The sequence below is a fragment of the Pseudomonas monsensis genome, from assembly GCF_014268495.2.
Lineage (GTDB): Bacteria > Pseudomonadota > Gammaproteobacteria > Pseudomonadales > Pseudomonadaceae > Aquipseudomonas > Aquipseudomonas monsensis.
Genome location: NZ_CP077087.1, coordinates 1,000,354 through 1,013,812, shown reverse-complemented (window position 1 = coordinate 1,013,812; position 13,459 = coordinate 1,000,354). Strand labels below are relative to the sequence as shown.

The 13,459-nt window shown below is 62.6% G+C and carries 14 protein-coding genes; 4 read left to right on the top strand and 10 right to left on the bottom strand.

The window, feature by feature from the left end; all coding sequences use genetic code 11:
- Positions 1-55 precede the first annotated feature (55 nt).
- Positions 56-1,621, top strand: coding sequence for a collagen-like triple helix repeat-containing protein (locus HV782_RS04260; protein ID WP_186747423.1), 1,566 nt, complete (start codon positions 56-58; stop codon positions 1,619-1,621).
- A gap of 133 nt (positions 1,622-1,754) precedes the next feature.
- The gene (locus HV782_RS04255) at positions 1,755-3,425 is read left to right on the top strand and encodes a ShlB/FhaC/HecB family hemolysin secretion/activation protein (RefSeq protein ID WP_186747425.1); all 1,671 of its coding nucleotides are present in this window, start codon (positions 1,755-1,757) and stop codon (positions 3,423-3,425) included.
- Between the two features lie 107 nt (positions 3,426-3,532).
- Here the strand turns inward: HV782_RS04255 and HV782_RS04250 are convergent, their stop codons facing one another.
- Genes HV782_RS04250 through cpaB form a run of 8 tightly spaced genes read right to left on the bottom strand, consistent with a single transcriptional unit; the run spans position 3,533 to position 11,012 of the window.
- Complete coding sequence (locus tag HV782_RS04250) at positions 3,533-3,814, bottom strand: DUF3613 domain-containing protein (protein ID WP_123471089.1); 282 nt, start codon at positions 3,812-3,814, stop codon at positions 3,533-3,535.
- An 11-nt stretch (positions 3,815-3,825) separates the two neighbouring features.
- Positions 3,826-4,521 (bottom strand): tetratricopeptide repeat protein, encoded by a 696-nt coding sequence (locus tag HV782_RS04245; protein WP_123471087.1) that lies wholly within the window; start codon positions 4,519-4,521, stop codon positions 3,826-3,828.
- 10 nt (positions 4,522-4,531) lie between these two features.
- Positions 4,532-5,422 (bottom strand): type II secretion system F family protein, encoded by an 891-nt coding sequence (locus HV782_RS04240; protein ID WP_123471086.1) that lies wholly within the window; start codon positions 5,420-5,422, stop codon positions 4,532-4,534.
- Positions 5,419-6,303, bottom strand: a complete 885-nt coding sequence (locus HV782_RS04235; RefSeq protein WP_186747427.1) for a type II secretion system F family protein — start codon at positions 6,301-6,303, stop codon at positions 5,419-5,421. Before HV782_RS04235 ends, HV782_RS04240 begins: the two co-directional genes overlap by 4 nt.
- Positions 6,304-6,313: 10 nt before the next feature.
- Entirely contained in the window at positions 6,314-7,585 is a 1,272-nt protein-coding gene (locus HV782_RS04230) for a TadA family conjugal transfer-associated ATPase (protein ID WP_186747429.1), read from the bottom strand.
- Positions 7,582-8,772, bottom strand: a complete 1,191-nt coding sequence (locus tag HV782_RS04225) for a CpaE/TadZ family protein (RefSeq protein WP_123471080.1) — start codon at positions 8,770-8,772, stop codon at positions 7,582-7,584. The genes HV782_RS04230 and HV782_RS04225 overlap by 4 nt, the downstream gene beginning before the upstream one ends.
- The gene (locus HV782_RS04220) at positions 8,769-10,040 is read right to left on the bottom strand and encodes a type II and III secretion system protein family protein (protein ID WP_186747431.1); all 1,272 of its coding nucleotides are present in this window, start codon (positions 10,038-10,040) and stop codon (positions 8,769-8,771) included. Before HV782_RS04220 ends, HV782_RS04225 begins: the two co-directional genes overlap by 4 nt.
- Positions 10,041-10,061: 21 nt before the next feature.
- Positions 10,062-11,012 (bottom strand): Flp pilus assembly protein CpaB, encoded by a 951-nt coding sequence (gene cpaB / locus HV782_RS04215; protein ID WP_186747433.1) that lies wholly within the window; start codon positions 11,010-11,012, stop codon positions 10,062-10,064.
- A gap of 172 nt (positions 11,013-11,184) precedes the next feature.
- On the opposite strand from cpaB, the gene HV782_RS28795 reads away from it, so the two are divergent.
- Positions 11,185-11,553: a Flp family type IVb pilin gene (locus HV782_RS28795; RefSeq protein ID WP_367616130.1), complete on the top strand. Its 369-nt coding sequence runs from the start codon at positions 11,185-11,187 to the stop codon at positions 11,551-11,553.
- A 59-nt stretch (positions 11,554-11,612) separates the two neighbouring features.
- The gene (locus HV782_RS04205; protein ID WP_123471074.1) at positions 11,613-12,020 is read left to right on the top strand and encodes a response regulator; all 408 of its coding nucleotides are present in this window, start codon (positions 11,613-11,615) and stop codon (positions 12,018-12,020) included.
- 43 nt (positions 12,021-12,063) lie between these two features.
- On the opposite strand, the gene HV782_RS04200 is transcribed toward HV782_RS04205, so the two are convergent.
- Entirely contained in the window at positions 12,064-12,843 is a 780-nt protein-coding gene (locus HV782_RS04200; protein ID WP_123471178.1) for a response regulator transcription factor, read from the bottom strand.
- Between the two features lie 126 nt (positions 12,844-12,969).
- Entirely contained in the window at positions 12,970-13,440 is a 471-nt protein-coding gene (locus HV782_RS04195; protein ID WP_186747435.1) for a prepilin peptidase, read from the bottom strand.
- Positions 13,441-13,459 lie beyond the last annotated feature (19 nt).

The following is a 13,459-nucleotide window of genomic DNA, read 5'->3' as shown; positions in this document are numbered from 1 at the left end:
ATCGGCGAGCCATCGAAAACGACGAATGTTGTGACAGGTGCAAGGAATCTTAATCATGAAAACTCAAGACGTGTGGTGCAAATCGGCAATTACTCTGGCATTGATCCTCTCCCTCGGCCTCGCCGGCTGCAGCAGTGGCGGTGGCGGTCATCACAGCAGCTCGGGCAGCTCATCCTCCGATGGCGCGGCACCAGGAGCGGCTGACGGCGGCACCAGTGGAACCGGTGGTTCAAGTGGCACCGGTGGTACTGCGGGCACTGGCGGCACTGGCGGCACGGGCGGAACCGGTGGCACGACCACCCCGACAACACCAACCACGCCGACCGATCCAGGTGGTCCAACCACCCCGACCACGCCGACACCTTCACCACTGGTGACCAGCACCCTGGTCCAGGATGTCGGTAATACCGTCGCCGGCGTCGGCACTGGCGTCGGTCAGGTCGGCGACTCCCTGAGCGCCGTGCCTGTGGTCGGTGGCGTGGTGCAAAGCGCCGCCAAAACAGCAGGCAAGGTGGTCACCACACTGGGTGATGGCGTGGCCAACGGCATCGGCAAGTTAGGCACCGTCGATAACGGTCTGGGTGTCACCGCGTCGTCCGTCGGCGGCGTGGTCGCGGATGTCGGCAGCGGCGTCTCGGACCTGAGTGGCAAGCTCGCCACCGCCACCAACAGCGTTCCCGTGGTGGGCGGCGTGGTGACCAAAGTCGCACCGGTGCTCGACGGTGTTGGCGAGAAAGTCACTATGCTCGGTGACACCCTCAGTGTCGCCACCACCACCGGGCCGCTCGGTTCCGTGACCAAGAGTGTCGGCAACGGGCTGGTGCCGGTGATTGCCATGGTGGAAAGCACCACCGACAAAGTCGGTGATGCAACCGGGCTCGGCGCTCCACTCAACGGCCTGATCAAACAAGTCGGCACTGCGGTTGACGGCGTGGGCGACAAAGTGACCGGCGCCGGCAACGGCAACGCGCTGACCAATACGGTCGGCGGCGCCCTGAGCAACGTCGGCACGGCGGTCGGCAAAGCCGGCGGACTGGTGGACAACGGCACCGATTCAGGGGGCGTCGGCGGCGGTCTTGGCGGCGGTCTCGGTGGTACCGGCCTGCTGCAAACGGTCGGTGGCGCAGTGGTCAACGTCGGCAGCGGCCTGAACGCCGGCAACACCAACGGCGCGGTCAGTGCCGGTGGTGTCGCGGTAGGCGGACTGGGCAACACCATCGCCTCGCTCAACACCGTGCTCGGCGGTTCCGGTACACCGATCACTGGCACCACTGCACCGCTGGCGGGAGTGGGCAACAGCGTCGGTACGGCACTTAATCCAGTGACCACCGCGGTCACCGGTCTGACCCAAAACGTCGGCGCTGCAACCGGTCTCGGCACTCCGGTCGCCGGTCTCACCGGTCAGGTCGGCGGCGCGGTCAGCAATGTCGGCGCCACCATCGCGGCCACCAACAATCCGGTGACCACAGCAGTCGGCGGTCTGGTCAGCAACGTCGGAGCCACTGTCGGCGCAGTCGGTGGCCTGGTCAACGGCGGCGCCGCCACCGGAGGCACGGCAACCGGCGGACTGGGCGGCGTACTGGGCGGCCTGACCGGCACTCTGGGAGGCAACAAACGCTAAATTGCACCTGGCCGATTCGACGGCCTCACCTACAGCGCCTACGCTTGGTTGAGGGCGGAAGACTCCGACGAGTCTTCCGCTTTTTTCTTAGGAAAAAACAGCCCTGTGCTGCGACCTGACCACGGAGTGTCCTATGCGCGTAATGGCATCCCTGCTGTTCCTCAGTCTCAGTTCCGCCGCTTTCGCCGACACCCTGCCCAGTTTTCTCAACAGCAACGAAACCATCCGCAACCTGCCCGTACCGAACCTGCCCGCCGATGCCTATCGGCCGGCCGCCACCCCGGTGCTCGTGCCGGAACCCGGCGCGGCCACTGCGCAGCCGCTGATGCTGGAAACCCGAATCAACCTGAAAACGGTGCAGATTGAAGGCGGTACGATCTACCCGCTCAACGAGTTGGCCGAGATCTACAAACCCCTGATCGGTCATCCGACCAGCCTCGCCGATCTGATCGAAGCCACCCGCAACATCACCCGCCGCTATCAACAGGACGGCTATCTGCTGTCCTACGCGTTTTTGCCCCAACAGAAGTTCGACGACGGCGTGGCGCGGGTGGTGTTAGTTGAGGGTTATGTCCGGGATATCCAGATGCAGGGCGATGTCGGGCGGGTCAAAGGCCTGCTCGACGAACTGGCGGCGAAAATCCAGGCCGAACGGCCGCTGACCCGCAAGACTTTCGAGCGCTACACCACGCTGATGACCCGCATTCCCGGGGTGACGGTACAGGCCCAGGTGCCACCGCCGGGCACCACCGACGGCGCCACCACCCTGGTCGCCCAGGCCAGCCGCAAACCCTTCACCAGCACCCTGAGCACCACCGAAGACAATCGCAATGGCACCCAGGCATTGCTGGGTGTCAGCAGCAACTCACAGACGTCGATGGGTGAGCAACTGACCCTCAGCGGCCTGTTTCCACCGGGGGACGATCACGAGCATTACTACCGCCTGGACTACAACCAGTTCCTCAACAGTGAAGGCACGCAGTTGAGCCTGTTTGCCTCGCGCTACCGCGCCGACCCGGGTACCAATCTGGTCACCAGCGACGGCTTCGAACTCAAGCCGCACAAGGAAGACGACCGTTACTCGATCGGTGTCAGCCACCCGTTCATCGCGGCGTCCAACGAACTGCTCAATGCCGGCGCGCGGCTGTATGCGGTCGATAGCAGTACCCGCTACAACGTGATCGGCTTCCCCCTGAGCATCGAGGAACGGACCGACGTCCGCGCCCTCGCTTTCGAAAGCGACTGGCGCAAGGCCGATGCCCGCCGATTGCGGATTCTCAGTGGCGGTGTGTATCAGGGCCTCGACAGCATGGGCGCCCATAGCAACAACCCGGCGCTGGACCTGAACTTCCTGCGCCTGCGCCTTTCCGGCGTGCAGAGCGACAAATTCCTCGACAACTGGCAAGGCGTGCTCTCGGCGGCGGGGTACTGGAGCGATGACACCCTTCCCGACAGCGAGCGCGCAGTGTTTGGCGGGCAGAACTTCGGTCGGGGCTACCCGGACGACCAGGCCTCCGGCGACAAAGGCTGGGGCGCGGCGTACGAGGTCAATTACAGCTTCAATCGTGATGGCAACTGGGTGCGCATCCTGCAGCCGTACGTGGTACTGGATCGCGCGAAAACCTGGTTCAACCAACTGGCGGTGCAGAGCAGCGACCTGTCATCGGCAGCCATCGGCCTGCGGTTTGGCGACGCCAAGTACTACAACATCGCGCTGGAGGCAGCGAAAGCGATGTCCGATGAAGCGCTGGACACCCACAACCGGCGAATGAGGTACAGCATCAGCTTCAGCTATCAGTTGTAGGGCAAGCCCTGCGAGTTTGACCAAGTGCCCTCGCTGGCAGGCCGGCTCCCACAGGGGGACTACATCCCCCAGTGAGGCCCGCCCGCTGGCGATCAACAACGCCCGGCCTAAGGTGTCCCGCCCCCAGATCCACTGTCGACCTTGCCACCCTGCTGCTGATCGTAGAACTCCGGAATATCGTGCTGGTAACTTTTCAACCAGCGCTGCATGGCCAGCTCGCGCTCGGTCGGCGTGACGGTTTGCAGGGTCGGCGAAGGCACCTTGTTGCGCGCCTGCAGCTGTAACCAGCCTTCGGTTTCCTGTTGCTCGGCCGAAGCCGGGCCCGCGTCGATGGCATGACTGACCAAGGGCAAGGCCAGCAGACTGAAGCAGACAATCGCAGCTCTCATCGCAGTTCTCCTTATTTGAGCATGGCCGTGACAGCGGCCGGGGCCGGGACTTTCGCCGGCACCTTGAGCTGTTCCGCGCGCCTCTGCGCTTCGCTGAATTGCTCGGGGCTCAGGCCGAGGCGACTGACCAGTTCACCGGCACGGTTCCAGTCATCCTGATACAGCAACAGCGTGACCAGATTCAGCGCGGCCAGTTGATCGCTTTGCTTGAGCTCCATCGCCGTCAGGAATTCGAAGCGCGCGTCTTCAATGCGCAGTTGGTTGAGGTAGACCACGCCGAGGTCATTGCGGATTTTTTCGTCGGTCGGCGCCAACCGTGCGGCACGTTGCAGATGCGCTTGAGCCTGACCGTAATCGGCCTTGGCCGCCGCCAGTTGACCCAGACCGTGCTCGGCCTCGGCCGCCAGGCAACTGCCGAGCAGGCCTCGATAAAGCGGCTCGGCCTCACTGCGGCCGAGCAAGCGGTAAACCCGGGCCTTGCGCAGGCGCACGTCGGCGAGGTTGTCCGGCAGGCTCTGCAGGTTGGCAAGGCTGGCGTGCAGCTTGCCGTCCTTGACCATATCGTCGGCGAGGTTCAGCGACAGTTGTTGCTCGGAACTCAATTGGCCGCAGCTGGCGTTGCTGCTCAGCGCCGCCCAAGGGGTCTGCCCGGTATTGGCACAGCCCCCGAGCAACAGAAGACAGGTACCTGCAATCATTGCTTTCATTACGATCCCTCTAGGCTCCCAGGGCCTTGGCCAGGGCGGTGAAGCCCGGACCGGCCAGGACGATCAATAACGCCGGGAAGAGAAACAGCATCATCACGACGGACATTTTGGCGGACATTTTCGAGATGTATTCCTGCAACCGGGTCAGGCGGCGGTCGTCGAGCAATTGCTTGAGTGACAGCAACGATTTCATCGCGCCGCCGCCCTGATGCAGCAATTGCTGGAGGATCACGCAGGTGTCAGTGAACTCGTCCACCGCCAGCAGTTGCGTGGCCTTGTTCAGTTCTTCACCCAGCTCAAGGCCGGAGTCGACCCGCGCCAGCACCAGGCGCAACTCTTGCGTCAAGACCGGCAGCAACGCCTGGGCCTCGTGGCTCAAGACCCGCAACGCCTGCTCCACGGCCATGCCCGACTCGAAGAGAATGCGCAGCAGCGGCAGGAACGTAGCGATCTCGCTCGCCAGGCGTTTCTGCCGACGCGCCACCGCCATTACCAAAAGGCGCTTGGGCAGCAGGTAGCCAACGCCGAGGGCGAACAGTGGCGCGATCCATTGTTTCTCTACAGACGTAAAGAACACCCCTTGCAGCAACACCACCACCGCGAGCATCAACAGCGGCGCGCCGATCTGGCAGGCAGCGAACAGCGAGCGCTGACGCGCACTGCGCCAACCCAGGCGGCTGAGCAGGGTCTGGGTTTCATTGTCGAGCTTGACGCTGTGCTGGCCCACCCGGCTCTCGCCGAGCACTTGCAGCAGGTTGCCAAAACGGTTCTCGCGGCTCAGCTCGCCGTCGAGCCGGCGGCTGATCTGGCGGCTGCGCCGACGCTGCTCCAGCAGGTTGGCAATCAGCAGCACTGCGGCACCGAGCAAGCATAAAGCGCTGATCATCAGGGGCGTGGTCATAGGCTGCGCAACATCCGCCAGAGCAACAGACTGCCGATCACCTGCATGCCGAACGCCGAGGCGAGCATGCGCTGCCCGGAAGGGTCGTGCCACATGGCAACCAGGTACACCGGATTGGACATCAGGAAATAGCCGGCCATGGCGATCGGCAATAGTCCCAGCACCCACGCGGTGAGGCGGGTTTCGCCGGTCATCGCGCGCAACTGGCGCGAGGCCTGGTCACGTTCGCGGATCATCTTGATCAGGTTTTCCAGCAACTCGCTGGCGTTGCCGCCGTAGCGGTGATTGACCTTGAGGCCGAGGGCGAACAGACGAAACTCATCCTTCTCGTACAACTCGGCCAGATCCGCCACGGCGTCCGGCAGGCTCACGCCCAACTGCACATTGCGCTGAACCCGGCCCATGGCATTTTTCAGCGGATCTTCACTGGCTTCGATGCCGCCAAGCACGGCATCGGCCAGCGTGCGCCCGGACTTGAGACTGCGCACGGTGTGGTCGAGCAGTTGTGGCAGTTGTTCGATCATCCGCCGCAATCGACGCTGGTAACGCCAACTGACATACAGGCGCAAAACCACCGGCGGCAACGTCAGCAGCACCAGCAAGCCAATCCATCCGGCGATGGCAAAGCCGATCAGTGTCGCAAACGCCCACAACAGCAGCCACACGCCGAGTCGATCCGTCGGACGCCCCAGACCCGCGCGTAGAAATGTCCGGTCCAGACCGGCCCAGCGCGGAACTTCGCCAGCCCGTTGCGGCTGCCCCTGACTCAGCCGGTCGAGCACGCGCTCCGCGCCACTCTGGCGCCAGCTGTTATAGAACAGGCGCAGCGACAGACCGAGCAACGCCAGGCAAATCACGATCAGCAACAGCGGTTTGAGCATGCTGTGCCCCTCAATGCGAATGCGCCGGTTCGCGGCGCAATTTGTCACCGGCCGGGTTGACCGCTTCACGCAGAAAGCCGAAACCGGTGCGACGGTCGAGGCGGAACAAGGTGTTGGTGACATAGATGTCGTCGCGCACGCCGACCACTTCCACCACTTCGCTGACGCAGCGGCGACCGTCAGGCATGCGGGTCAACTGAATGATCACGTCGAGGGCTGCGCAGATCATCTGGCGCAACGTACGTTCGGCGATGGAACGCCCGGTGAGCCCCACCAGTGTCTCCAGCCGGAGCAAGGCATCCTGGGCGTTGTTGGCGTGTACGGTGCTCATCGAGCCGTCATGGCCGGTGTTCATGGCGGTCAGCACATCGACCACTTCGACCCCGCGAATCTCGCCGAGGATGATCCGGTCCGGGCGCATCCGCAGGGCGTTGCGGATCAGGTCGCTGGGCTTGACCTCACCGTGGCCCTCGGCATTCGGTGGTCGGGTTTCCAGGCGCACGACGTGCGGGTGGCCCAGCTGCAATTCGGCGACGTCTTCGATGGTCACCAGCCGTTCATGGGGATTGATCAACTGGCTGAGAATATTCAGCAGCGTGGTTTTTCCGGTGCCGGTACCGCCACTGATGAGGATATTGCAGCGCTTGCCGACGGCTTCCTCGATAAAGTCGAAAATCGCCTGATCGATGGTTTGCATCGCCATCAGGTCGGTGCTTTTGAGCATGTCCTTGCGAAACTTACGGATCGACAGGCAGGGGCCGTCGAGGGCAATCGGCGGGATGATGGCGTTGACCCGGCTGCCATCGGGCAGCCGCGCGTCGACCATCGGCGACGACTCGTCGAGGCGACGCCCGAGCGGGGCGAGGATGCGTTGCATCACCCGTTCGACGTGATGCGCATCAATAAACCGCAGATCGCTCAGGTGCAACACGCCGTCGCGTTCGATGAACACCCGGTGCGGGCCGTTGACCAGAATCTCGGTCACCGCACTGTCGCGCAGCAGCACTTCCAGCGGACCGAAACCGGTCAGCTCGTCGACGATTTCTTCAGCCAGCCGCTCCATTTCATAACGCGAAATCGCCAGGTGCAGCCGTGCGATGTAATCGGCCACCTTGTCGATGACAAACTGCGAAAGCACCTGCCGCGAACCTTCCAGCAGGTTTTTCCCGGACTCTTCGATAGCGTCGATGATGTAGCGGTGCAGCACCAGTTTCAGGCCGTCGTGATCGGTGTTGCCGGCGGCTTGGCGCTGCTGCTCGCCGAACAGTTGCTCGCCGTTCATGAGGTGCCTCGCAGGCGGTTGAGCCAGTTGACCTTGGGTTTGACCAGGCCTTCGGAACGTTTGGCCAGACGTTCGCCGAGGGTGCGCAGGCTTTGACTGAGGGCTTCGCGCGGCGCCAGCTCAAACAGGGTGACACCCTGGTTTTTTGCGTTCAGGCGCAGCTCCGGACTGCAAGCGAGCACGGCGATCACTTCCAGGCCAAAGGTCTTGCCGAGGGTGTCGGAGTCGGGCGCGACGTTGCGCAGATAACGGTCGACCAACAAGCGGCCGTGCTCGAGTTTCATGCCTTTTTCGCGCCACAGGTTGAGCACCGCAAGGTTACGCCGACAATCGAGGACATTCTGGTCGGTGTACCACAACAGCTTGTCGCAATGGCTGACGAAGGTGCGCAGGGCTTCGCTGTCCGGCTGGCCGGTGAGGTTGACCACAATGTGCTGGAAGTGCTGCCGCAAGGCGCTGAGCAGCATGTACAGCTCAGCGGCACTGGTGCGCTCGAGCGGCTCGTCGCCACTGGCGTACGCGAGGATGCGCAGGCCAGCTTCGGCAGTGGTGAAGGCGCTGTCGATCAGGGTCGCGTCAAGGCGCCGCAAGTGGCGCAAGGCATCGCCGAAATGGAACGAGCTCTCCAGCCCCAGCAGCGCCAGACTGTCACCACGCGGCAGGCCCAGATCGAGTAGCAGGGTTTGCTGGCCGCTCTTCTGCACCACCAGCGCCATGTGGTTGGCGAGCAACGCGCCGTCGGCATTGCTTTGCACGCCGTACAGCACGGTCAGGCCGCCGAGCTGGGCATTCGGCGTCACCGCCGGCAGGCGTTTGCTCAGGCGTCGCACCAGCCCGGCGACCTCGCTGGAACGCGAGCCATAGGCGACGAAATCCCGCGCCCCGGCGCGCATCGCATTAAGCACCAGCTGATTGTCCATGCCATCGCCGAGGGCAACGATGGCGAGCATCGGTTTGGCTTCCAGCACACCTTCGATCAATGCACTCTGCGCCACCAGATGGTCGCGATCGAGACCGACGAAGACCAGGCTGGCGAAAGTCACATCGACCAGCGCCAGCAATTCATCAAGACTGCCGCCACCGGCACTGACCACTTGGCCCAGCGGCGCCAAAGCGCCCTGCAACCATTCAAGGTCGGTGTCGTTGCGGGTGATGGCGAGGAAGGTCTGGCTGAGGCTCTGGCTCATTGCGATAGCCCGCTGCGTTTGTCGAAGTTGCCGTTTTCCAGGAAGTACAGGCGGTACCAGTTCGGATCGTAGTTGCGCAGTTTTTCCCCGGGTAGCGACGGTAACGGCGCATTCGCGGCCAGTGGCTGCACCAGGTGCGGGGTAACGATCATCAGCAGTTCGCGCTCCTGGCGGTTGACCGACGAGTTGCGGAAAAACGCACCGAGCACCGGGATATCGCCCAGCCCGGGAAACTTGTTCACTTCCGAAGCGTTGTTGGTGCTGATCAGCCCGCTGATGACAAAACTCTCGCCATCGGCCAGCGAGATGCTGGTATCGGTGCGGCGAATAGTGAACGCCGGCACCTTGGTGCCGCCGATGGTCACGCCGTTGTTGTAGTCCAGCTCACTGACCTCCGGAGCGACCTTGAGGGCAATCCGGTCACGACCGATCACGGTCGGGGTCAGTGTCAGGCGAATGCCGAATTCCTTGTACTCGATGGAGTAGCTGTTGCTGTTGGCACTGGGGACCGGAATCGGGATTTCGCCCCCCGCAAGGAAACTTGCACTCTGCCCGCTCAGCGCCACCAGGCTCGGCCGCGCCAGGGTATAAGCGAAGCCGCTGCCCTCCAGCGCGTTGACGATGCCAAGGAATTTACTGCTGCCGCCACCCCAGACAATGTTGAACATATCGTTGGCCAGCGGGATGCTCGGCACCGCGATGCGCGGATCGAGATTGCGCAACGGCACCACGCCCGGCGTGACCGAGGTGTTGGGCACCGTGCCCGGCGCGCCAAACAGAAAGTTGTTCGAGCCCTTGCCGAAAATCTGCGTGCCGGCTTCCTTCAGTTTGGTGCGACTGACTTCGACGAAGCGGATGTCGGTCTGTACTTGCGACGGCAGGGTCGGATCATCGCTGGCCGGCAATGCCACGGCGGTCATCGCTGCACTGGCCTTGCCCTGGACGAACACCATGCTTTGGCGCGGTGCGCTGGCGCAGGCGCTCCAGATCATCAGTGTGGTTGCACCGGGAGCGACGCCGGTCAGCAATACCCCTTGATCGCCGGTCACGCGCACGTCGGCGATTTTCGGGTCGCCCACCGCAACCCGGGTGATCGCCACCGGTGATTGCAGTGCTTGCTGCATGCCCTCGCCGACTTCCAGCGCCGCCGGCAACGGGGCCAGTGCCGCGCAATTGCCACTCGCGGCGGCAGCACTGCCGCTGGCGGCAACGCCCAGCAGCGGGGCCAGTAGCAAGCCGATGAACAGGGGCGTAAAACGTCTGCGCATGTAAAGGCGTCCTTGCTCGATTCAGGGGGTGGGTTGTGCGGTTTCGGCACCGCGGATCACTTCCACGGATGCTTTGCGTGGGGTCGGTGCGCCAGCCACTGCCATGGGTTTGGGGGGCGCAGCCAGTGACAGCTGACTGAACTCCAGAAGTTCGCGACGCGGCGTGTCGAGTCGCGTCGCGACATCGTTTTCACCCTTCCAGTATTTCGCCAGTTGCTGTTCATCGGCACTGCGCACGGCCAGGCGCAGCACACCAGCGCCGGACGCCAGCATCAAGCGACTGAGTAACGGCTCCGGCACCGCCAGCACCACACTGCGCGCGGCCATGCGTTGCTGTTCCTGCTTGAGGCGTTCATCGTCGCTGCGTGCCGCACCGGTGGGCTGGCCGTCGTTGGTCAGGCCGGTCTGGCTGCCGACCACCAGCACCCGTACCGCCGGGATCACCAGCTGTGCCGAAGGTTGTGGATTCATTTCGTCCTTGCGCAGAAACAACAGCACGTCCACGTAATCGCCGGGCGCCAGTTGCCCGCCGACGTTGATTACTTCATCGACGGCCACGGCCAGTGCGCGCTCACCGGGACGAATCATCCGCGACAGTTGGCTACCGGGTTCGAAGCTTTCTTCACTGAGCCAGCTGCCAGCGCTCAACGGCCGCCACGGCGTGCGCCCAATGACTTGATCGACGTTGCCCAGACTACCGGCCGGTGCGGTGCGCAGCTTCTCCACGGCCACGTCGGCGGCGGTGATTTTCACGAACGGAGCGATGTCGCGCAGCAGCACGACAACCGGTTGGCGGCTCGGGTCCTCCACCGCAGCAGGGGTAGCCGGCGCTGACGCGACAGCTGCGGTCGCGGGCGCCGCGACCGGTTCAGCAATGGCAGGTTGCCGGCTCAACGTGAGTCCCCAATACCCGGCGATGATGGCCCCCAGCAGGAACAATCCGGCCAGACCCAACGTGATGCGACTGTTCATGACGGCTCTCCCTTTCCCGCTGCGCGCTCTTCTTACTGCAATGACCCGTACTTCCAACGAGATAACTTCGCAATCAGGCAGCTATGAACAAGTAACTATTTCGCTATTTGACGGTAGCGCAGGAAGAACAAAACGCCATTACGAAGGCGGAAATATCCAACGAAAGTAGCGGGTGGATACGCCAAAAGTGGTTTTGCATGGTCTAACGGCGCCTTACTACTTTGGAGTTAATCCGTTCTTACAGTTGCTGGGGCGGAAAATGCCGACAATGCTGATGCTGGCACAGGGAAATCATGTTGCGAATGCGCAACACCTGGTGTGCTCAAGGAGAACTCTCATGTCGTATTCCCGGGTAGCCCGCAAAATCAAAGCTCAAATGGCGTTTTTCAAAAGGCTGGCCAAAGACACTGAAGGTGCATCAGCCATCGAATATGCATTGGTCGTGGGTCTGGTGGCGCTGGTGATTGCTGCCTTCGGTAACGGCATCGGCCTTCGTGTCACCGCGATCCTGACTTCGATCCAGACCGCGCTGGGCGGATAACTTGTCAATGCGCCCATTGGGTTCTACCGTCAGAACTCAGTCCATTGCAGGTGTCGCCCATGAACGCTTCCGTACCTTCTCGCCAGCAGTTGCTTCTCGTCGACGATGAAGAGGACGCACTGCTGGAGTTGGCGGAATTGCTGGAAGGCGAAGGCTTCATCTGTCATACCGCGACGTCGGTGAAGCTTGCGCTGCACCATCTGACCCGCCACCCCGATATCGCATTGGTGATCACCGATCTGCGCATGCCGGAAGAAAGCGGCATGTCGCTGATCAAGCGCCTGCGCGAGCACACGTCGCGCCAGCACCTGCCGGTGATCGTCACCTCGGGCCATGCGGACATGGAGGATGTCAGCGACATGCTGCGCCTGCAGGTCCTGGACCTGTTTCGCAAGCCGATCTATCACGTGCGCCTGCTGGAAACCCTGGACAACCTGTTTCCCAAGGTCAGGACCCATCTCGGTTGAGATCAAACGGTTTGACCCCGGCGGATACCGGGATCATCAGCGGTCAGTGCGCCGTCACTCGCAGGCGTGATCCCGAAGTGCCTGGCGACAACGCCAGGGCCAACTGGGTGCGGTTATGCATGTGGGTCAGGCGCAACACCTGCGAGACATACAGCTTGACCGTGTTCTCGGTAATCCCCAGCTCACAGGCAATCTGATAGTTGGTCTGGCCTTTGCCGACCAGCCGTGCGACGTCGAGCTGACGCGGTGACAACTGATTGAAGATCGCCGGGATTTCCACCTCGTGCTGCCCGTCCGCCGACGGCTCGGCGCTGCTTGGCACTGGCGCGCGACGCACCTTGTCGAGGTCCTGATACAGGTCGTCGATCGACTCGGAGAGGTACTGCAGCTTCTCGTTCAGGTGGCCCAATTGCAGGGTTTTCTGCCGTTCCTGCAGGGCGGCCTCCTGACGTTGCAAGCCCTCCAGCAACTCGTCCAGATCAATCGGCTTCTGGTAGTAATCGGCGATCCCGGCACGCAAGGCCTTGATCACGTCCTGCTTGTCGGCACGCCCGGTGAGCATGATGGCCTCGAACACCCGGTGTTTGCCCGACAGGCGTTGCAGTTCCTGCACCAGCTGGATGCCGTCCATGTCCGGCATGTGCAGATCGCACAACACCAGGCCGATGGCAGGGTTTTCGACAAATTGCTCGATGGCCTGCCGGCTCGATTGGCAAGGCACGCAACGGTAGCCACTGCTTTCGAGAAACTCGCAGAGCTCCTCGACGATCAGCGGCTGATCGTCGACCACCAGTACCTTCACAACAGACGTAAACTTGTTCACTTGCAACTCCATGCCCGGGCCAAAAGGCTGACCGTTCCTGTACTCACAGCGTGTGGTTGTATAACCGTTGATTTGAAAGTAGACCCACTTTCCTACTATGTACATAGCAGTAGTGGCAGGTGGCGACTAATGGATCCAAACCAGCGTCAGAGCGGTTCCCGCGAGCACGAACGGTGCAAATGGCAGCTTTTTTGACTTTGATGGCGCCATGTATCGCAGACGTCGCCTAAGTCCTTGACTCATATGCAGCCAGAGTTTTGGCGCAAACAACAGCCAGAGCGCACTGGCGAGTGCGGCGCCGATGAACGTACCGAGCAGCAGTTGACCGTCCGTCGCAAGGCCCAAGGCTGTCATTAGTTTCACATCGCCGGCACCCAACCGACGCCATCGGTAACCGGGCAACGTCAACGCCAGCGCGAGCACTGCGGCCCAGCCGCCCTGAACCGCTTCAGCCCCCAGCCAGGTGGTGCCGGTGCTCAGCAGATAGGCCATCGCCAAGGCCCCCACACCCAGCGTGAGCGCATTGGCGATATGCCGCTGGCGGGCATCCTGCGCCGCGCACAGGGTCAGCCAGATCAGTAGGACAATGCTCTGCATGCGGTAAAAAACGTCCGTT